The 20,161-nt window shown below is 60.5% G+C and carries 22 protein-coding genes; 4 read left to right on the top strand and 18 right to left on the bottom strand.

All coding sequences use genetic code 11. The features are described from left to right. Nucleotides 1-3: 3 nt before the first annotated feature. From ACNAZS_RS19100 to ACNAZS_RS19160, 13 genes are all read right to left on the bottom strand, one after another. Nucleotides 4-987, bottom strand: a complete 984-nt coding sequence (locus ACNAZS_RS19100) for a Bug family tripartite tricarboxylate transporter substrate binding protein (protein ID WP_415792081.1) — start codon at nucleotides 985-987, stop codon at nucleotides 4-6. A gap of 138 nt (nucleotides 988-1,125) precedes the next feature. Beyond that, the gene (locus ACNAZS_RS19105; protein ID WP_415792082.1) at nucleotides 1,126-2,082 is read right to left on the bottom strand and encodes a LysR family transcriptional regulator; all 957 of its coding nucleotides are present in this window, start codon (nucleotides 2,080-2,082) and stop codon (nucleotides 1,126-1,128) included. A 49-nt stretch (nucleotides 2,083-2,131) separates the two neighbouring features. After that, entirely contained in the window at nucleotides 2,132-3,304 is a 1,173-nt protein-coding gene (locus tag ACNAZS_RS19110) for an acyl-CoA dehydrogenase family protein (protein WP_415792084.1), read from the bottom strand. Between the two features lie 18 nt (nucleotides 3,305-3,322). Next, a complete protein-coding gene (locus ACNAZS_RS19115; RefSeq protein WP_415792085.1) occupies nucleotides 3,323-4,303 on the bottom strand; it encodes a Bug family tripartite tricarboxylate transporter substrate binding protein in 981 nt (326 codons plus the stop codon). Between the two features lie 22 nt (nucleotides 4,304-4,325). Beyond that, nucleotides 4,326-5,879: a class I adenylate-forming enzyme family protein gene (locus ACNAZS_RS19120; protein ID WP_415792086.1), complete on the bottom strand. Its 1,554-nt coding sequence runs from the start codon at nucleotides 5,877-5,879 to the stop codon at nucleotides 4,326-4,328. Next, nucleotides 5,876-6,337, bottom strand: coding sequence for a MaoC/PaaZ C-terminal domain-containing protein (locus ACNAZS_RS19125; RefSeq protein ID WP_415792087.1), 462 nt, complete (start codon nucleotides 6,335-6,337; stop codon nucleotides 5,876-5,878). Before ACNAZS_RS19125 ends, ACNAZS_RS19120 begins: the two co-directional genes overlap by 4 nt. Next, nucleotides 6,334-7,449 carry a mandelate racemase/muconate lactonizing enzyme family protein gene (locus ACNAZS_RS19130; RefSeq protein ID WP_415792088.1) on the bottom strand — a complete coding sequence of 372 codons (1,116 nt, stop codon included), beginning with the start codon at nucleotides 7,447-7,449 and terminating at the stop codon, nucleotides 6,334-6,336. The genes ACNAZS_RS19125 and ACNAZS_RS19130 overlap by 4 nt, the downstream gene beginning before the upstream one ends. Beyond that, nucleotides 7,449-8,423 carry a Bug family tripartite tricarboxylate transporter substrate binding protein gene (locus tag ACNAZS_RS19135; protein ID WP_415792089.1) on the bottom strand — a complete coding sequence of 325 codons (975 nt, stop codon included), beginning with the start codon at nucleotides 8,421-8,423 and terminating at the stop codon, nucleotides 7,449-7,451. Before ACNAZS_RS19135 ends, ACNAZS_RS19130 begins: the two co-directional genes overlap by 1 nt. Nucleotides 8,424-8,447: 24 nt before the next feature. Next, entirely contained in the window at nucleotides 8,448-9,614 is a 1,167-nt protein-coding gene (locus ACNAZS_RS19140; RefSeq protein WP_415792090.1) for a CaiB/BaiF CoA transferase family protein, read from the bottom strand. Next, nucleotides 9,611-10,306, bottom strand: a complete 696-nt coding sequence (locus ACNAZS_RS19145) for a dienelactone hydrolase family protein (RefSeq protein ID WP_415792091.1) — start codon at nucleotides 10,304-10,306, stop codon at nucleotides 9,611-9,613. Before ACNAZS_RS19145 ends, ACNAZS_RS19140 begins: the two co-directional genes overlap by 4 nt. Nucleotides 10,307-10,322: 16 nt before the next feature. Beyond that, nucleotides 10,323-11,471 carry an acyl-CoA dehydrogenase family protein gene (locus ACNAZS_RS19150; RefSeq protein ID WP_415792092.1) on the bottom strand — a complete coding sequence of 383 codons (1,149 nt, stop codon included), beginning with the start codon at nucleotides 11,469-11,471 and terminating at the stop codon, nucleotides 10,323-10,325. Further along, a complete protein-coding gene (locus tag ACNAZS_RS19155; RefSeq protein WP_415792093.1) occupies nucleotides 11,471-12,445 on the bottom strand; it encodes a Bug family tripartite tricarboxylate transporter substrate binding protein in 975 nt (324 codons plus the stop codon). The genes ACNAZS_RS19150 and ACNAZS_RS19155 overlap by 1 nt, the downstream gene beginning before the upstream one ends. A 9-nt stretch (nucleotides 12,446-12,454) precedes the next feature. Then, a complete protein-coding gene (locus tag ACNAZS_RS19160) occupies nucleotides 12,455-13,249 on the bottom strand; it encodes a citryl-CoA lyase (RefSeq protein ID WP_415792094.1) in 795 nt (264 codons plus the stop codon). 232 nt (nucleotides 13,250-13,481) lie between these two features. On the opposite strand from ACNAZS_RS19160, the gene ACNAZS_RS19165 reads away from it, so the two are divergent. Continuing rightward, nucleotides 13,482-13,964 (top strand): cupin domain-containing protein, encoded by a 483-nt coding sequence (locus ACNAZS_RS19165; protein ID WP_415792095.1) that lies wholly within the window; start codon nucleotides 13,482-13,484, stop codon nucleotides 13,962-13,964. A 260-nt stretch (nucleotides 13,965-14,224) separates the two neighbouring features. Here the strand turns inward: ACNAZS_RS19165 and ACNAZS_RS19170 are convergent, their stop codons facing one another. Beyond that, on the bottom strand, nucleotides 14,225-15,013 hold the full coding sequence (locus ACNAZS_RS19170; RefSeq protein ID WP_415792096.1) for a nucleotidyltransferase domain-containing protein: 789 nt from the start codon (nucleotides 15,011-15,013) through the stop codon (nucleotides 14,225-14,227). Between the two features lie 255 nt (nucleotides 15,014-15,268). Between ACNAZS_RS19170 and ACNAZS_RS19175 the strand changes: the two genes are divergently transcribed. Further along, nucleotides 15,269-15,919, top strand: a complete 651-nt coding sequence (locus ACNAZS_RS19175) for a dihydrofolate reductase family protein (RefSeq protein ID WP_415792097.1) — start codon at nucleotides 15,269-15,271, stop codon at nucleotides 15,917-15,919. 191 nt (nucleotides 15,920-16,110) lie between these two features. After that, nucleotides 16,111-16,734: a LysE family translocator gene (locus ACNAZS_RS19180; RefSeq protein ID WP_415792098.1), complete on the top strand. Its 624-nt coding sequence runs from the start codon at nucleotides 16,111-16,113 to the stop codon at nucleotides 16,732-16,734. Nucleotides 16,735-16,770: 36 nt separating this feature from the next. Here ACNAZS_RS19180 and ACNAZS_RS19185 read toward each other — a convergent pair whose 3' ends face one another. Continuing rightward, on the bottom strand, nucleotides 16,771-17,562 hold the full coding sequence (locus tag ACNAZS_RS19185) for an aminoglycoside adenylyltransferase family protein (protein ID WP_415792099.1): 792 nt from the start codon (nucleotides 17,560-17,562) through the stop codon (nucleotides 16,771-16,773). A 45-nt stretch (nucleotides 17,563-17,607) separates the two neighbouring features. Continuing rightward, nucleotides 17,608-18,972 (bottom strand): UbiD family decarboxylase, encoded by a 1,365-nt coding sequence (locus ACNAZS_RS19190; protein ID WP_415792100.1) that lies wholly within the window; start codon nucleotides 18,970-18,972, stop codon nucleotides 17,608-17,610. A gap of 93 nt (nucleotides 18,973-19,065) precedes the next feature. Between ACNAZS_RS19190 and ACNAZS_RS19195 the strand changes: the two genes are divergently transcribed. After that, nucleotides 19,066-19,392 carry a zinc ribbon domain-containing protein gene (locus ACNAZS_RS19195; protein WP_415792101.1) on the top strand — a complete coding sequence of 109 codons (327 nt, stop codon included), beginning with the start codon at nucleotides 19,066-19,068 and terminating at the stop codon, nucleotides 19,390-19,392. Between the two features lie 17 nt (nucleotides 19,393-19,409). On the opposite strand, the gene ACNAZS_RS19200 is transcribed toward ACNAZS_RS19195, so the two are convergent. Then, nucleotides 19,410-19,811: an SRPBCC domain-containing protein gene (locus tag ACNAZS_RS19200; RefSeq protein WP_415792102.1), complete on the bottom strand. Its 402-nt coding sequence runs from the start codon at nucleotides 19,809-19,811 to the stop codon at nucleotides 19,410-19,412. A gap of 19 nt (nucleotides 19,812-19,830) precedes the next feature. Next, the coding region (locus ACNAZS_RS19205) for a hypothetical protein (protein WP_415792103.1) at nucleotides 19,831-20,161 on the bottom strand (331 nt) is incomplete at its 5' end.

The following is a 20,161-nucleotide window of genomic DNA, read 5'->3' on the forward strand; positions in this document are numbered from 1 at the left end:
ATTTCAGTGCTGAACCATGTTGGCGTCCAACGCGATCTTGCGCAAGCGCGCGATGTCCTGCTGCAGGTATTCCCGGAAGGCCTGGGGGGTCATCGCCATCGGGGCGACCCCGTCCTTGGCCCATTGTTGTTGGACAGCCGGATTGTTGGCGATCGCGCTGACGGCCTGATTCAGCTTGGCGACAATGCCAGGCGGCGTACCCTTAGGGGCCAGCAGACCCAGCCAGATATTGGCCTCATAGCCAGGCAGGCCGGCTTCGCTGACAGTGGGGATATCCGGAAACACGGGCGAACGTTTCTTACCTGTCGTGGCCAGCGCCTTGACGCGGCCGTCGTTCACGAACGCCTGCATCGTGGCGATCGCATCGAACATGTAGTCCACCTCCCCTGCCGCCACGCCCGTTCGCGCCTGGCCACTGCTTTTGTAGGGCACATGCTGCGCGTCGGTCCCCGCCATCGACCCGAACAAGGCGCCGGCGATGTGGTACGGCGTGCCGATACCGGAACTTGCATAGTTAAGTTCGCCTGGCTTTTTCTTCTCGAGCGCAATCAGCTCCTGCACGCTGGAGACGTCGAGGCCTTTCTTGCCGACCAAAACAAGGCTCGCCTCGTTGATCGGCGCAACAGGTTCGAAATCCTTCATCAAGTCGTAGGGCTTATCCTTGAGCAGGGTCTCGTTAACGGTCTGCGTATTGGACATGACCAGCAGGGTGTAGCCGTCAGGCTGAGCGCGCGCCACGGCAGCCGTGCCGATGACGCCGCCGGCGCCGGGTTTGTTTTCGACGACGACGGACTGACCGAACTGCTTCTGTAGCTGCTCACCCAGATAACGCGCGTAAACGTCCGCAGAACCACCAGCACCAAATGGTACAACTATGACAATAGGTCGCTGAGGGTAGGAGTCGGCCGGCTCCGCCGCGTTCGACAATGCGGCGCAGAACGCCATACTTGCCGCAAAAGCTAGCGGTACCAATATTTTTTTATTCACCGTGCTCCTCCTTGTTCTGACATTTTTAGTGGGCCATCACGCCATCTGGATGGCAGCAAAGCGTACCAGTACCAGACCAAATTGAAAACCTATTTTTATATTGGTACAAATATTGGTATATGCAAAACGTGGAGACTTTCATGGTGCCGTTGGTACGGGCCGGCTCTCCATGAACAGGCTGGCGATCACACCTCGCAGCCAACGCGTCCCTTCGTCCTGGTGGCTGCGCTCGTGCCAGAATTGCTTGACTTCAAAGTCGGGCGCCGTCAGCGGCAGTGGCAGAATCTTGATGCGCCGCAGCGGCGCCATGACCCGGGCCACAGTGCTGGGGATGACAGCCAGCAGATCGGTCGCTTCGAGAATCTCGGGCACCACCGTGAAGTGCGGCACCCGCAATGCCACATGGCGGCGCAGTCCCTGTTTTTCGAGGTACTGCTCGATCAGCGTAGTGGTCGATGAATGCGGAGAAACGCGGCTATAGCGCGAACCCGCTGGCTCGATCATGATGTGGGATTCCGCCGTGAACTGGCTGATGTTCAGCCGGCGGCCAATGCGGGGATGGCCGGCCCGCATGAGGCAAACGTGTTGATCGCTGAACAGTCGCTGCTGGTAGAACCCCGCCGATAATGCCGGCAGAAAACCTATCGCCAGGTCGGCATCCCCGGTCTCCAGGGCGTCGCGATAGCCTTCGCGCGGCAACTGCAAAATTCGCAGGCTGACGCCGGGCGCGGCCGACTTCAGATGCCGCATCAGGCGCGGCAGGTAGACGACCTCTCCCAGGTCGCTCAGCAACACCTGGAAGATACGTTCAGACTGTGTCGGATCGAAAGCCACTGCACTTTCCAGTCCAGCCTGCAAGATGGACAGCCCCGCCCTGACACTTGTGGCCATGCGGTGGGCGAACGGGGTGGGCTCCATGCCGCTCTTGACCCTGACGAACAATGGGTCGCCGCACAACTGCCTGAGGCGGACCAGGGCATGACTCATCGAGGGCTGCGACAAGCCTATCCGCAAGCCCGCGCGGGTCACATTGCGCTCTTGCATCATTGCATCGAATGCCACCAGCAGATTCAGATCGATAGTCTCGATATTCATCGTCCTTGTCCGTAGAGCGATCTTGTTCGCTGGTGACGGCGCGGCAGGTTCAGGTGTCGAAGCGATTCACTCCATGCCGGCCGGACAGCACGCCTGTCGAGATGATCATCCGTTGCATCTCGGATGACCCCTCGGTAATGGTTCGGCTACGGGCGTCACGATACATCAGTTCCAGTGGCAATTCGCGCGATAGCCCCAGGCCGCCGTGTATCTGGATCGCCCTGTCGACGACCCGAATCAACATCTCGTCCGCATACAGCTTCACGGCAGACGCCTCGAGATGATAATCCAGCCCCTGGTCGGCCTTCCATGCGGCATGGTAGACCATGGCACGCGCCGCGTGCAGCTCCACCGTAGAATCAGCGATCATCCACTGAATGGCCTGTCGCTTGGCCAGCGGTTGCCCAAAGGTATGGCGAGTATTCGCGTAATCGATGGCGAGTTCCAGCGCCCGCTGCGCCCGGCCGATCGACTTGGGTCCGTGAATCAGGCGCCCCATGTCCAGGAACTCGCGGGCCAGTTCCCATCCCCTGCCGATTCCGCCCACAATCTGCTCGGCCGGCACCCTGACGTTATCGAACAGTAGTTCCCAGGGCTTGTCTGGCGACATCAGATCAAAGCATTGCCCCAGTCGAAGGCCTGGTGTGGCGCGATCAACCAGAAAGCATGAAACGCCCAGGTCTTGCCCGTCTCGCATCGTTCTGGCAAACAACTGCACAAAGTCTGCCTTGTCGGCGCCAGTGATGAAAATCTTGGCGCCATTAATAACAAAATCCACACCGTCGGCCACGGCGGTGGTTCTCATGCCTGCCGGATCCGAGCCCGCGCCCGCTTCGGTCAAAGCAAAGCAAGTTCGTTTCGAACCCTGCACGACGGGCATCAGGTATTGTGCCTTCTGGCGTTCGTCGCCATGGAACAGTACCGGCCCCAGATAAGGGGTGAACACCGTAGGAGCACGGAACGACGGCACGTTGCAACGCGCCAGCTCTTCGAAAACGACACACATGCCGGTCACCCCGACGCCGCCTCCGCCCACCTCTTCAGGCAAGTCGAAGGCCCAGAAGCCGAGCGTTTTCGCCTTGTCCTGCAACACCCGGCGCACATCGTCCGGAATGTCTGGCTCATTGGCGTAGCGGGCTTCCAGCGGCGCGAGTTCTTCTGCCACGAAACGCCGGGCCGAGTCGCGCAACATGCGCAGCTCAGGCGCAAGCTCGAAATTCATGAGTAACTCTCCTGCCTCTCAGTCCAGCTTCACGTTCACGGCACGTATGCTGCGCTCGTATTCCCGGCGGTCTTGCGCCAGGAAACGGGCGAATTCTTCAGGTCCCTGGTCTAGGGGCTCCAACCCTACGCTCGTGACATATCTGTGTTGGAACGCGGGTTGTCTCATTACCTGTTGGACATCGGCCGCGATCTTCGCGACGACGGCGGGCGGCGTCCCTGCGGGGGCAATCAGTCCAAACCAGGCCTGCGATACCATTGTTTCGAAGCCCAGTTCAGCGAACGTGGGCGTATCGGGAAAGGCCGCGATCCGCTGCGGTGCGGCCACGGCCAACAAACGCACCTTGCCCGCCTTGACCATGGGGATGGACGGCGGCACGCCCACCATGGCCATGTTGATTTGCCCTCCCACCAGCGCCGTCATGACGTCGGTAACACCCTTGTAAGGCACGTGATTCATTTTGATTCCCGCCAGCGCGGAAAACGTCTCGGCATCCAGGTGCGCCTTGCTCCCCTGTCCGTAGGATCCGTAGGTAAGGTGGCCGGGCTGGGCCTTGGCCAACGCAATCAGTTCCTGCACGTCTCCGGCCGGAAAATCATTACTCACCAACAGGATTTCCCGGGTCTGCACTACATTGACGACTGGCGTGAAATCCTTGACCGGGTCATAGGGCAACTTGCTATACAGATACTGATTGGATGACACCGTGGGATCATTAGCCATCAGCAAGGTATAGCCGTCCGGCTCGGACCGTGCCACATATTCGGCCGCGATGATGGTATTGGCACCTGGCCGGTTCTCGACCACGACCGATTGCGACCATCGACTGGCCAGCTCGTGAGCCAGCCCGCGGGCGACAGTATCGGCCAACCCGCCGGCGGTAAAGGGAACCACGATGCGCACCATCTTCGTGGGAAATGCCTCGTCCTGAGCAGCCGCCTGGCCCGCTCCCAGGACCAGTGCGGCAACCCCTATTGCCAATTTCCTGATCACGCTCATTGTTGTCTCCGGTTATTGGATATCAAGCAACTTGTCTGGCACCCTTGCGCCAGTACGGCGCTCGCAACGCCTTCTTGTCTATCTTGTTAGTACTGGGCAGGCGGGGCAGCGCATCCATGATCTCAATGCTGCGCGGCTTCTTGTAGCTGGCGATGAGATCGCGGCAATGCTGAATCAGCGTTGCCTCATCCACGCTCGCATGCGGCTTGAGGGCCACGAAGGCCTTGACCGCTTCGCCCCATTTCTCGTCGGGCACGCCGATAACGGCGGCCTCGTTCACCGCCGGATGCAGTAGCAAGGCCTCTTCGACCTCGCGCGAATAGATATTCTCGCCGCCGGAGATAATCATGTCTTTCTTGCGATCCACAATGAACAGATAGCCGTCCTCGTCGAAGTAGCCAAGGTCACCCGTCCTCATCCAGCCATCCTGTAACGCGACGGCGGTCTCGTCCGGCTTGCCCCAGTACCCTTGCATGATGGCGGCGGAGCGCATGTGGATTTCACCGATCTGGCCATCGGACAGCACAGCGCCGTGCTCGTCGACGATACGGATATCCACGCCTAGAATGGGTTGCCCGGCCGAGGCCATGCGCGACGCTTCGGAGATCGAACCGTCTGGCAGATGCTGGTGCTTGAGCAAGGCCGTTCCCGGCCCGTGCTCTGTCATCCCGTAGACCTGCATAAAAATAGGCCCGAATGTCGCGCGTGCCAAGCGAGACAATGCCACCGACATAGGCGCAGAGGCGTAGCACACCATCTGCAAACTGGACACATCGAAAGGCGTCCGGGTCTGCACATCAATCATGGCCTGAATCATGATCGGTGCGAAATGCGCCGCGGTGACCCGATGCTTTTCGATGCTGGTCAGTATCTCGCGGGGGTCGAACTTCCGATGCAGGACGATGGTCGCACCGCATATCAGGTAGCTCAGCAACTCGGTGGGCCCACCGATGTGATAGGCGGGCATCACTATGAGCATCCTGTCGTCCTGCCTGGCCCCATGGGTCAGGGCCAGCATACGTGCCTGCTCCACCTGCGCCGCGTTGCCCAGCATGACGCCTTTGGGTGTGCCCGTCGTACCGCTGGTATAAATGAGGAACAAGGTGTCGCCCGCCTGCGCTCGCCAGGCTGGCATGCTCGCGTCAGCGCGGGCCACGGCGTGCTCATAACTCTCTGGATCCGGCCCGGGCCCCAGACGCAGTACCTGTGCATGCTCGGGCAATACCGCTCGCAATGCGGCAACTCGCTCGGCATATTCTGGCTCGTACACCAACAGACTGGGTTCGCAGTCGCGCAGAATACCCGCCTGATCCGCCTGCGCCAGTCGGTAATTGAGCCCGACGGCGATGAATCCGCAGGTGCCCGCGGCGGCGTAGAGTTCCAGGTACTCTGGGCAGTTCTGGGCCAGGATGGCGATCCGGCTGCCTCGCTCCAGGCCCAGGTCGATCAAAGCGTTGCATAATCGCCGTACGCGCTCGGCGAACTCGCCATGGCTGATGCTGCACCCCTCGAATACAAAGGCCGGGTGGTCGCGATAACAGCGCGCGTTGCGCTCGATGACATCTCCAAGAATCATGTTTCTTCCTCTTCCGAAACCAAGCGCAGCAATGTGCTGCCGTAGCCTTCCTGGATGATCCGTGACTGGGTGTCCAGTAGTTCGAAACGCCGCTCGACCACGGCACGCCCGCCGCTCGACGCGATACGCTTCTCGCAAATCGAGGTGCGAACGTGCACGGTATCGCCTACCACCAGGGGACGCCGGTAGCACCACTCTCTCAGGCCCAATGCTCCGATCACCGGCTCGGCGAACTCGGGCAGGCGGGTCGACATGCCCATGGCCAATAGGATTCCGTAGGGCCCATGAAACATGGGCCCTGGCATGCCTTCGGCGCGACAGAAGACCTCATCCGCGTGGATGGGATGCCAGTCTCCCGTCAGCATGCACGACAGCGACAGGTCGGATTGAGTCAAAGTGCGGGCGGTACCAACGTAGCTTGCCCCCACGGCAAGATCGCGATAGCGCACGGGGTTCATGGCGCCACCTGGAAATCGGCCATCGCCGTCCAGTCGACCCGTTCGCACACCGACGGCCACTCGGGCATGGCAACCTCTCCATCGATGACACATGGCACGTCGGCGATGAATTGCTCGCGCATTGCCAGAAACCAACTGAGCTCGGCCGGCAATACCGGGTCAGGCATAGCGGCGGCGAACTGCAGGCCGGACCATGTTCCCAGCGCGCTCTCGCCCATCAGGCCTGCCACCATGCTGCAACCGGAAGCGATAGCCAATTCCTGCATTGCCAATACATCCGATAGGCCGAAACGGCCGGGCTTGAGGCTCAGCCCTTTTGCGCCACGCTCCAGGAACAGGCGCGCGTCGCGCAGGCTCGTCATACCGAAATCCACCAGCAGCGGCACGCCCGCTTCCTGCCGTAGCGTCGCAAAAGCGCGGTCCGGATGAAACGGACAAGGATCCTCGACCAGCACCGCGCCTGCCTGGACCATGGCCCGGGCATAGGTCGGCGCGTCGCTGGCCGGATAGGCGCCATTGGCATCCACATATAGCGTGACGCCGTCCCCCACAGCCCGCCTGACCGCGGCCATGCAAGCCAGATCCGTGGTCTGCCCCTGCCCACCTTTTATCTTCAGGGTCCGGAATCCGAAGCGTTGCACCATGTCCTGGGCCTCGCGCGCCATCGTCTCGGGCGCTTGGCGCGTAACAGCCCACGACATGGACACCTTTTGTGTGCCGTTCAGTCGACGCCACAGCGGCACGCCAGAACGCGCGGCCAGCCAATCCCAGCATGCGTTATCGATCAGTGTCTTGGCAGGCTGGTTACCAGGAATGGCTTCCAGGGCGACGCGCAAATGGTGCGGGTCAGACAGGCCTTGTCTGCGGACCAATGGCTCGAATACCTCCGCCAACACGCAGCGCAGGCTGGCGGCCGTGGCACCGACCCAAGTGGGCTTGACGGCCAATTCGGCAGCACCCGCGCAGCCGGATTCCGTCTCGATGCGCAACACCACGAAGCTCGCCGCCGATTCGGTCAGATCGCTCCATTGAACCGGCCGAGCGTAGGCCAGTTGACGCACATATACCTTCCAGCCCGTGATCCGCTCGGCGTTCGGCATAGAGGTGTCCATCAATCCGACTCCGCGCCGGAGGCATCTATCAACGCCTTCCACTTGGGGGACTCCACTCGCACATACGCCTCCAGTTGCTCGGCGTTCAAGTAATGCGGCTCTGCCCCTAATCGGATCAGTTTTTCTTTCATGTCCGGATGCTGCACGATGCGCTTGATCTCAGCGCTCAACCGGTCCGTGGCCTCCCGCGGCGTATTTCTGGGCGCGAACAGTCCATACCAGGCCAACGCCTCGAAACCGGGATAACCCGCTTCGGCGATCGTGGGCACTGAGGGTGCCAGCGCAGTACGCGTACTGGATGTCACCGCCAGGGCCCGCAGTTTTCCGGCCTGCACCTGGGGCAGCACTGATGGCATCGTAAAAAAGGTCATCGAGACATTTCCAGCCAACACGGCGGTCACCGCCTCGGGCCCGGTCTTATACGGAACGTGCTTGATGCGGATGTTCGCCATGCTCTGCAGCATGGCGCCCGCCAGATGGCCCGACGTTCCGCTGCCAGCCGACGAGTACGTGAGTTCGCCGGGGCGCTGCTTTGCCAGAGCCACTAGTTGCGCCACAGACTGGACCGGCAACTCGGTATCCACCACCAACAAATTAGGCGCCACTGCCACCATGGCCACCGGCGGCACATCGTGCATGGGGTCGTAAGTCAGATTCTTGTACAGGTGCGGGCCGACCGAATGCGTCGGGCTGCCGCTTACCAGGAACACATAGCCGTCGGCCGGCGCGCGAGCCACCTGAGCCGCACCCAGGTGACCGCCCGCGCCCGGCTTGTTTTCCACGATGAACGGCTGACCCAGCGCCGCCGTCAATTTCTCGGCCAGAGATCTGGCCAGAATATCCGCGGTTCCGCCCGCTCCCGACGACACCACCAGGCGCACGGGCCGCTCGGGCCAGGCGCCATGAGCCGCTCCACAAACCAGGCCCAGCAGCATCGCGGCGGCGGCGCGTGCGCATTGCATCAGTGTGCTCATGTGACGCTCCCCTTTCAAAGCTGTTCAGACAACGCCGGTTTGGCGCAGATCCCACAACTCTTCATCTGACAGGCCTGCCTCGTGCAGCACATCGTCGGTGTGCTCGCCCAAATCGGGCGGAGGCAGAAAATCACTACGGTTGTCGCCGTCGAACCGGATGGGCCGGTGCGCGGCACGCAAGGTGCCATGACGCGGATGAACCTGGTCATAGAACACGCCCTGGTGACGAACCTGCGGATCGTCCGCCAGTTCGTCTAACCGGCGTTCGGGCGTGAACGGAACGTCATGCTGTTCGAGGCGAGGAACCCAATACTCGCGATCCTGCTCCGCAAACACCGCCGCCAGTGTCGCGGCCAGTTCGACGTAGCGGTCGACGCGTTCGGTGCGCGTCGGGTAAGCGATCAATAGATCGGGGCGATCGATGCCCGCCACCAAGCCACGCCAGAACTTCTCGGGTGAAGACAAGTGCAGCCCGATCCGGCGCTGGTCGCGGCAGGTCACCACATAAGACTGAGACATTGCCGCTCGGCTGTACAAGGAAGGGACTTGACCAGTAGCCAGCATCGACCCCAGCGGTTCGCATGCCATCGCGATCATCGCTTCCAGCATGCTGACCTCGACCTTGCGTCCCCGGCCGGTACGCGCACGCTCGACCAGCGCGCCCAGTATGCCCAACCCGGCATAGATACCGGCGGCCGCGTCCGACACCGCCGGACCTGCCACCTTGGGATCCGGCCCATCGTGAAACATGGACAACCAGCCCGAGGCGGCCTGCCCCACGTTGTCGTAGGCAGGCCGGGTCGCATAAGGGCCGGTTGCCCCGAACCCCGTGATCGCGCAATACACCAGACGCGGATTGAGCGTCTGCAGCCGTTGTGCGCCCAGCCCCAACTTTTCTTCCACGCCAGGACGCATATTCAGGATGATGGCATCGGCCCCAGCGACAAGCCGATCCAGTACCGCCAGCCCTTCAGGCCGCGCATAGTCCAATGACAGGCTACGCTTGTTCCGGTTGTGCGCCTGGAATTGCGGGCTGTACAACCCGCCCTTGAACGCACGGAACGGATCGCCGGTAATGGGCCGCTCGACCTTGATCACGTCGGCGCCCAACTCACCCAGCAGCATGCCGGCCAGTGGTGCGGTAATGAAATTTCCCAGATCCAATATCCGGACGCCCTGCAGGACCTTCATTGATCCACCCCCAGCACCGACACCAGGAATCGCTGCGTGCGTGCATGCGCCAAGTCGGCATCCTGCGCCGCACCGCGGGTATAGAAACCGTGATCGGCCTGCGGATAGCGATGCAACACTGCGCGCGGCGCCGCGGGCAACGCCGCCTCGATCAGATCGACGGCTTCCGGCGGCGCATAGCGGTCGAGGTCGCCATAGTGCAACATCAATGGGCACTGCAACGCAGCCGCTTCGTCCAGATTCTTTTCTATTCCAACGCCATAGAAAGCCACGGCGGCATCAATCGGAAGCTTTGCGGCCGCCCGATAAGCCAGCTTCCCGCCCATGCACAGCCCAATCACCGCCACTCGGCCATGAAAGCCCTCCATAGTGCGAACATGCTCCACCGTGCGGCCGATGTCCTCAATGCCCGCCAGTTCGTCGAAACGTTGCAGGTATTCAAAGGCACGCGCCACGCCGGCCTTGTCGTGGCCCAACTCAACACCTGGTTCGATACGCCAGAACAGGTCCGGAGCCAGCGCCAGGTAGCCCTCCTCCGCATAATGATCGGCCACCTGGCGGATCGTGGCCGTCACGCCGAAGATCTCCTGCAAAACGATTACCGCATGTCCGTTGGGACGCGCCGGCTTGCTGATGTAGGCCTGGAATGAGCGGCCATCCGCCGCTTCGATCAGTTCGATATTGGAATGCATGGAATCCTCGTCCGGGTCAGGTCAGGTAATTGCCTTTCAGTATTTCGCGCGCAATCGAATTGCGATGAATCTCTGTCGTTCCGTAGCCGATGGACATGCCGCGCGCATCGCGGAAATACCGCTCGAAGGGGTACTCTTCAGACAGCCCATAGGCACCGGCCAGTTGCATGGCCTGATTCGTGACTCTTACCGCCATTTCGTTGGCGTAGGTCTTGGCGATGGACACCTGCGCAACCGAATGTCGCCCCTGGTCCAGGCCAACGGCCGCCCCATAAACCAGCGCACGCGCCGCCTCGATATCCATCGCCATGTCTGCCAGCTTCCATTGCAACCCCTGGTTGTCGGCCAGGGGTCGGCCGAACTGGATCCGGTCTTTCAGGTGCTGCACGGCCTGCGCCAGGGCGGCCTGTGCCAGCCCCAGGCAAATAGGCGGATTCCCGGTAATGCGATCGGCATCAAGCACCTGCAGCAGATCCTTCATCCTGCCGGAGGGCAGCAATAGGCTTTCCGCTGGTACCCGGCAGTCCTGAAACACCAGTTCAGCCATGCCCGTGCCGCGCAGGCCCAGCAAGTCCAGATGACGCCCCACCGAGAAACCCGCCGCGCCGCGCTCTACTAGTACCGCACCGACACCCTTCATGCCAGGCTCGTCAGACAGGCGTACCAGCACCAGGAACACATCGGCCACCTGGGCGGCGCTGCACCACAGCTTGCTGCCGTTCAGCACGTAATGGTCGCCCTGCCTGACGGCCCGCGTCTGCACGTTACCCACATCCGAACCCGCATTCGCTTCGGACATGCTCCACGCGGCGTACAGTTCCGCCTTCGCGAAAGCGGGAAGATAGCGGCGCTTGATCTCCTCCGATCCGATCTGCAAAATGGCGCGCGGCGTGGCACCATCTGTGCAGGAAAACAGCATGGCCGTATTGGCGCACGATCGCGCCAGTTGCTCCACGACCAAGACTGTTTCCAGCAACCCTAATCCCGCACCGCCATAGCGCTCGGGCAAAAAAATTCCCGTGTACCCATGCTCGGCCAGGACCTTCAGATTCTCGACCGGCGGCCGGTACTCTTTATCGGCACGAGCCGCCACCGGCGCAAACTGTTTCTGCGCTAGCGCGCGTACGGTATCGCGGATAAGCCGCTGCTCATCAGTCAATTCCACTATTCACCTTTCGCGCCGGTCAGTTTGATGATGCGGCCATAGTTGACCGACTCCTTGTCCATAAAGCTGGCAAAGTCCGCAGGACTGGACGGCGCCGCCTCGACACCCAGTTGAAGAAACCGATCCTGTATCTCTGGGCTTTCGAGCGCCTTGCGCAGCTCGGCGCTTAGCCGCGACACCAGTTCTGGCGGCGTCGAGGCCGGCGCCACCACGCCGTACCACGTCATGAATGCGAACTCGTCCAACCCCGACTCAGCCACGGTCGGCAAGTCGGGCGCAATAGGTGAGCGCTGCGGGCCGGACACGGCCAATCCTTTTAAGCGGCCACCGCGCACGTGCGGCAAGCCCGAGGACATGCCGGTAAACATCACGTCCACCTGTCCGCCCACCACGTCGGCCAGCGCTGGCGCCACGCCCTTGTAGGGAACATGCACAAGGTCGATATCGGCCAGCGCCCTGGCCCATTCCATGGCCAGGTAGTGCGGCGTGCCATTGCCGATCGATGCGTAAGTAATCTTGCCAGGGTGCGTCTTGGCCGCCTCGATCAGCTCTCCGACGGTAGACACGCCGGTCTTCGGATTTGCCACCAGAATGAACGGCACGGATACCAATTGGCTGACCGGCGCGAAGTCTTTGCTCGAGTCGTAAGGCAGTTTTTTCCCAAAGAAAATGGGATTCAGCACATGCGAATCGGTGATCAGGCCAATGGTGTAACCATCGCCCGCCGCCCTAGCCACCACCTCGGTGCCGATGATGGTGCTTGCACCCGGCCGGTTCTCGATGATGATGGGTTGCCCAAGACTATCGGCCATCTTCTTGCCGACAGCACGCGCCACGATATCGGTTCCCCCGCCGGCGGGGTAGGGAACAATGAACCTAATAGGCTTATCCGGCCATTCTGCTTCCGCGGCCTGTGCAGTCAGTACCAGGCACAGGGCCACCACAGCTTTGCACCACCTTGCTTTGATAAACATGGGGCCTCCTTATCGGCCGGTGTCGACCGCAGTCTCATCCTGGCGGCTTGCTTCTTCTTCGGTACGCAGCCAGATCTCGCGCGCAATGGGATTGGCTTGTTCTTCCACCAAGTGCCCCACCAGTCCGACAGCCCGCCCGATCACCGCGACCCCGCGCGCTGCCTTCCACGAAAAACCGAGTTCACAACACAAGGCACCGATGGCACCCGTCGCATTGACCGGCAACGGCTTGCCGTACGCGACTTGCGCGTGTTGGCCAATGGCCGTCATCAGTGCCACGTAGCGCCCGGCGTAGCCTTCTTCCGTGGCGACTTCAAACAGACGAGCTGTGCGAGGGTCGTGCGGCTTGTGCAGGTTATGCCCTATGCCGGGGATGGACAGGCCCCGCTTGCGAAAGTCAGCCACGATGTTCCGGGCCAGTGCGTCGGCGTCCTCGCTGCTGTTATCCGCCCATCCCGCCTGCAGCATGCGGGCGGCGCCTTCGGCAGTTCCGGCAAAGGTCGTCCCCATACCGCACAGACCCGCCGCCACCGCCGATTGCAGGGATTCCGGTGCACCCAGGTAGACAAGTCGGGTCGCAATCGCCATGGGTGTCATGCCGTGTTCCACGAGCGTGACCAAAATGGCGTTGAATACGCGGGATTGATGCTCATCGGGCAGCCGCCCCGTCATCTCCAGATAGGCCATATCGCCAAGATTGAGCTTGCCGATGACATCCTGGACCAGATCGTGGCCTCGAACGAAAATTTGGTCGGGCGTGCTACGGCCCATGCCACTGCGGATAGGCTGGCGTGTTTGGTTCATACCGTCTCCTGCCCCTTTGGATGGAGCCTGTTGTGGGTGACATCGGCCACCTCTTGGAGACGAAAGATAGGCCTTGCCGTTGGAACCTGTCCAATAGAAGGCCATCATTCCCAGTATGCATGAAACGAATAATGGGTCGTACGCAGCGACGCTAGCCCACGGAAAACACCGGCGGGCTGACGTCCGATCCACAACCGCTACTATCGATACTTGACCTAAAGGAGGACAGCCAATGCGCCGGCCAGATTTCATCAAACACTGGACTGAACTCGAAGAACCGGATGCGCAGACCTATCCCGGCGATACCGAGCCAATGGCGCTAGACGCGCCGCTTTCCGCAGCACTCGGCGTCACGCGTATAGGCATTCATCATGTCAGGCTTCTGCCCGGCCGACGGACGTCATATCCGCATGCCGAAAGTACCGAGCAGGAGTTTGTGTACGTGCTCGAGGGCGAGCCCGAGGTGTGGATCGACGGCATACTGCATCCCATTACTGAAGGCGATTCCGTCGCGTTTCCGGCTGGCACCGGAATCTGCCACACCTTCATTAACAATACGAAAAACGAAGTGCGGCTGATGGTGATCGGGGAACGTCCACGCGATGACAACCGTGTCCGTTTCCCGCTCAACGAAGCGTACGAACCTACCCTCGCGGACCGCTGGGTGGACTGGCCTGCCAGACCACTAGGGGACCATAACGGGATGCCAGATTGAGTACGTGGCATGGCCGGTCACGCGAACCGGACTTATTGTTTGAAGAGTTATGTGGAGAAAGGTCTGAGCCGCATAATGCTTTTGCGGCCACTGCCTATTCGATATCGGCATGCACGTGAACCCGCATGCCGATCGCTCAGTGCGGGTTCCGTACGGAGATGGAAGTATCATCAAATACCAGGGCCAGCCATCGGCCAGAACCAGCCTCTATTGCGGATGGGCCACCGAGGTGGTGCCCTCTGATCCAACAAAGGAACCGCTTACGCACTCGCCCCAAGATAGCTTCTAATCGCTTGCGGCATGTACTTGACGGTTTGACTCGGGGGCTGATCAGCGCGAAGTTCGACGTACAAATCCACTGCGGCCATGTATGCGTTGCGCACCGATACCGCATCAAACGTCGGGATCGTGTTTGCCAACGGCTCGATGCAGAGTCCCCCGATCATCTCGATTCTGCGCACGCCACGCTGTGGGTGTCCTGCACGGCGATGTAGCATCGGGCCAAGCACCTGATCTCGAAAAAAGCCCAACATTCCGATCGCCTCAAAGAGCTCGCCGCGGGCCAGCTTTGTCGCCCCGTAATGGAGCCATATCCACGCCCTCTGTTCGAACCAGTCTGGCGATGCATTGGGCCACGCGATAACAGCTGCATTGAGATAACCTTCGAGTCGATCTCGATCACGCGCGAACAGCACGGCGGGACGCTCGACTAGACAGTCCAGATTTGATGGCGTCACGAACTTCAGATCGACGTGTATCAGCGATGGCCCGTAAAGGCAGATCAGCAGCCTCGGCTCTCCGACATGCTCGCCACTGAGCGCGGCCAACAGCCCTCCGACCCTCGTCGCTATCTCTTGCCGCGAGGCCATGACCTCGCTGTAATACTCTTCCTCTACAACGACAACGAAATCAAGGTCTGAGTGTTCATCAAATCCCCCGTGGATATACGAACCGCCAGCCAACAACGCCGTTAACCGCCGGTCGCGCTGCACTTCGCTGCGAACCCGCTCCACGAATTCCCGATGTAACGTAGGTAGTGTGCTTGACATATAAACCCCTGATAGCCGGCAGCTCAGATTACTAAACTCGTTCTCGCCATACAAACGCACTCCCGAGTGAGTGGCGGGATGTTGTCTGTCGTGGAGCGTCCGCTTCGGGCAAAATCTGTTAAAAAACTCCGTGACCGTGCTTTCGAGGGTACTTCACCCCTTCTCGCGAGTGAGCTCGCGGGTCCTAAAGAGGCCTGAAAGGTCGTTTGTTCTTGCAGCAGGTCGTGTTCGAGTTTTTTCTACACGGAGACAAAGATGACACGAGTTCGCGTTGAGGGCTTCACCATCTCGCTCGACGGATACGGAGCCGGTCCGGATCAAGACATCAACAATCCGCTAGGCGTTGGCGGAACGGAACTGCACCCGTGGGCATTCCCAACACGCACGTTCCAGCGGGCCTTGTTCGGCAAGGACGACGGTACGACTGGGCTTGACGACGATTTCGCGGCCCGTGGCTTTCGGAATGTCGGAGCCTGGATTCTTGGCAGGAACATGTTCGGCCCCATTCGCGGGGACTGGCCGGACACTACCTGGAAAGGCTGGTGGGGAGACAACCCACCGTATCATGTTCCAGCCTTCATCTTGACCCATCATGCGCGCCCTTCCATCGAGATGGAAGGTGGCACGACGTTCCACTTCATCACAGGCGGCATTCGCGAGGCGCTCGACCGCGCACGCGAAACCGCTGCCGGAAAAGACGTACGGATCGGTGGTGGGCCGGACACCATCCGACAGTATCTTCGTGAGGGCCTCATTGACGAACTGCATATCGCTATCGCGCCGGTTCTGCTCGGCCGGGGGGAATCGCTGTTCGATGGACTTGACTTGCGGGCTCTGGGATACGAATGCGTTGAATTCGCCGCATCGGAAAAGGCCACGCATGTCGTCCTAAGGCGCCAAGGATAAACGAACGCCCAATCAGTCGCTGAAAGGCCAACGTCCGTAATGGCCTGCGGCTTTAGCTCGACCGTACGCGGTGTGTTGTGCAATCCAACGGCCGACGCCATGCGCAATCGGTGCTAAGGCAATGGTAAGGTTCCATATACCCAGCTGGCGCATTCGCTGAGCTCCGATCAATCACGTCTCGAGTTGGATTCATGGAATACCTGCCTCAATTGCTCACGCTCTCGGGCATCGTTCTCCTGGCCTGCATCAGTCCCGGGCCGGACTTCGTTGCCGTCACGTCCAATGCCTTGAATGACCGCCGATCCGGCATGTTCGTCGGCCTGGGCATCGCTTGCGCGGTCGTCATCTGGGCAACCTTGGCTGTCCTCGGATTTGGATTGCTGATCAAGGAATTGTTCTGGCTCTATGAAACCATCCGTCTGGCCGGCGCGGCTTACCTGATCTACCTCGGCTCGCGGATGCTGATTGCCTCTTTCAGGGCCAGGAACAGCGAACCACGCGTGGACGGCGCTCCGCGAGTCGGAGCACTGCAAGCGTGGCGCCAAGGGTTCATGGTCGGCATCACCAATCCGAAAACAGCGACCTTCTTTGCCACCTTATTCGTGACCGTACTGCCGGTCGACGCACCCACCTGGGTGTATGTCAGCCTGGTCGCAATGGTCGGCCTGATAACGGCAGGGTGGCTGGGGACTCTTGCTGCATTTTTTTCCGTGGGGCGCGTGCGATCCGTCTATGCACGCGTGAGCCGAGTCGTCGATGCCTTGATGGGCGCAGCACTCGTGGGATTGGGGATTCGATTGGCCAGCAGCCGTTAACGCGAGAGGGCCAGCAGCCTGTCCCAACGCGACATTTCACGCAGAGCAGATTTGCTCGATTGATCTTCTGGCGTAGGCAATAAATCCTGCGACGTCAGCCGGATAATTGCTCAGGCTGTCCTGCTCTTGCCCCAAGTAACTTGCGCGCGCCCTGCTCAACACAGGCTGATGTCGAGGTGCAATTTTCTCCATTAGCCAAGTCGCAGCCGCGTCCTTCGACGTGATGTCGCCAGTAACGGCGGTGTACCAACCGCGGGCAAGGGCGAGCACGATATTTCGTTCATCGCCTGCCCAATCCTCAGGCTTGCTCCATTGCGCCACGGTATCCAGAAGCGCGCGTTCAAGATCGGCTCGTGGTATCGGGTGAAATAGAATGTGGGCCGCAGGGCCGACGATGGCGGTACTGTGTGCCCGGGCTTTCGCAATAAGAATAGCCAAGTCATGGTCTATGGTCGGCGCCTCAAAAACACCCGCGAGAATATCTTCACGCAGCCACTCGCCAAATTGAACCTCTCGCCTCGCGGGATAGTGCCAAGGCACGATGCTCGCAAGCACCAGCACAGTGACCTCAAGTGCGCGTAGTGAAGTGGATACGCCTGGAGGGGACGAGGCGGTCAGCAGTTCCCGCATGAGCTCATGTCGCGCCGTTGCGCCGGGAGGCTTGTCCACGGTAACAAGCAAGTCAATATCGCTATAAGGCTGAAGCCCACCATCAACAGCCGAGCCGAACAAGTGAATTGCCACGATGCTCGGCCCCAGATGCCGTTCAAGTATGACGCGCGCCTGAGCCACCTGATGTTCAATTGAAAATGTACGATTGTTGCGCATTGCGGGATACTAACAAACAGCGCAAAGCGCAAACGCGCCCGGGAACTACCGCCTTCCGATCTCCGGCAAGTCAAAGTCACGCCAGCCGGGTACTTCGGAAACTTCCGGAAACTCGACCCCAAAGGGGCGGGTCGCGTCGATACCTACTGCGGATGAATAGCCGCCGTCGGTATAGGGGTCCAGCGGCGCGGCTGCCGTGCCATCGACAATAAACACGTCCTGGCGGGGCTTGACCCGAAATGACATCGCCCACTCCACCTCGGCGGACTTACGGATGTCGATATCGGGATCCACGGCCACAATCCATTTGGGATGCAGGTTGGACGCCATGGCGGCCAGAATCGCTTGCCGCGCCTCGCCCGCATAGCGGGGGCTGATCGCGATGACCACATACACTTGAACGCCGCCGGAACTCGTAATCGCCACGTCCCGTATGGTCGGGAACTGGGTTTGGAGCTGGCGCAAGATCGACGCCTCGAACGGTATCTGCTTCAGGACATGGTTCTCGGTAACCGGCTTGCCGGTCAACAGTCCTTGGAAGATCGCATCCTTGCGATGCGTAATCGCGGTGACCTTGGCGGTAGGTTTAAGGGTGGCGGGGGTGTAATAACCCGTGTATTCGCCAAGGGGGCCTTCCATCTGCTGGTCCACCGTATCCACTGTAAATTCCAAGACGAACTCTGAATAGGCAGGCACTTTCAGGCTGCTGGTGACGGCATTGGCCAACGCGACCGGCGCGCCCCGTAGGCCGCCCGCGACAAACCAGTCGTTGGTCTTGTCGCTGGATTGCACTTGGCACGACAGGGCCGTCATTGGGTCAAGGCCAACGACGAGCGCGCCATGCAGGGGCACACCCATCTGCGTCGCCTTGGCCATATTCTTGCCGAACCGGTGATTGGGCGCCGAAAATACGCCCATCCTGTCGCGTCCATGAATTTGAAACCGGTAATTCCCGATATCTGGAATGCCGGTTTCCGGGTTTTCGGAAATGACGATCCCCGCCGTAATATACGGGCCGCCGTCCTTGGGGCTGTAGATGGGCACGGGTAGTCTGGCCAAGTCGATCTGCTCACCGGTAAGCACGACATCCTGGCAGGGCGGTATGCCTTCGAAGTCGACCGGCCCGATGGGTTGTTCGATGCCTTTGCGCACCCTGTCATGAATCGTCAGGTCGTCCGCGCCGAACGCGATCAAGGCACGCCGACGCGTGCCGAATAAACCCGCAACCAGCGGAAAGGCCGTGCCGTTGTTCCGGAACATCAGCGCCGGCCCGTCGACCGAACTACTTTTCGCAAGCGCCTTGGCAACGTCGTACTTCAACGCGATCGGCCGGTCGATATCGACCAGCTCACCTTGATCGCGTAGAACAGCAAGAAACGCGCGGAAATCCTGATAGCACATTCCATTCATCCATTACTCCGAGAAACCTCGGCATTCATGCCGGGGAGGAAAGGGGCGCAGCCGTAAGGCTGCAGGATTGGTCTGATTTGAGCGATTATCTGGATGAATATCCAGTTATTTGGTTTGGCGCGGATAGTATCTTGGGCATCCAAACCAAACGTGTCTACCGATTCCGGTTCTATCCCACGCCCGAGCAAGCGTTGCCACGTTTGCGGATATGTGTCACCGAAGCTGCCGTTGAGAGTGCGACGTTGGACTTGTTCGGCTTGCCGCACAGACCACGACCGCGACCGCGACCTCAACGCAGCACATAACGTATTAGCCGCCGGGCTGGCGGTGTTAGCCCATGGAGAAACGGTAAGACCTGAGTGCATGAGTGTTGATGCGCAATGGCTCGGTTCTGTGAAGTGGGAATCCCTTTCCCTTTAGGGAAGGGAGCAGTCAACCTACCGCTGCTCCGCATAATCGCGGAGCCTGTGCAGCATCATGCCCCACAGGCTGTTGCACTTGACGAAGTTGCCTTCTTGATGGGGCCAGCCGCCATGATCCAGCGTCAGATGGAGCCGGCCATCGGCTGCGCTGGCCAGTTGGAAGGTCGCCGTCGTACCCGCGGCATCGCCAGGACCAGCGATGCAGGTCCAGACCACCGTATCGGCATCAGGCAATGTGATCCTCCATACGAAGCTCGGACCATCAAGGTGTTTAAAGGACCACTCGCCTGCCGCACCCTGATCGGAAACCTTTGCCGCGGTCCAGTGCTCCAGGCCGCGGGCGGTGGTCAACGCTTCCCGAACCCTGGCGTGATCCGCGCTGATATTGACGGCGTGGCGAAGTGAATGCGTCATCATGAATTGGCCTGCCTTGAAGTCAGAAGTAATAACCCAGTCGGATGTTCGCCGACTGACTCAGGAACGAGCTGCTGAAGTCAGCGCTATAGCCCGCCTTGATCTCCAACCCGCCCGCGCGGAACATCTGCAAGCCCAAGTCCACCTTGCCCAGCAGCTCCGGCGAACGCACCCGGTCGGTGAACGTGCCGTTATCCGCCGTCGCATTCGCAAAACTGGCGTCAATGCGATGCGTGTTGTCCGGCGTATAACGCAGCCCGAAGGCCGCATAGGCCCGCAACGTGGTCTTGTCATCCAGGTCCATGCGCCGCCCGAACTCCACCATCGGCGACAAGGCCACCGTGGTCTTGTGG

It is taken from the genome of Bordetella tumulicola, from assembly GCF_965138755.1.
Taxonomy (GTDB): Bacteria; Pseudomonadota; Gammaproteobacteria; order Burkholderiales; family Burkholderiaceae_B; genus Bordetella_A; species Bordetella_A tumulicola.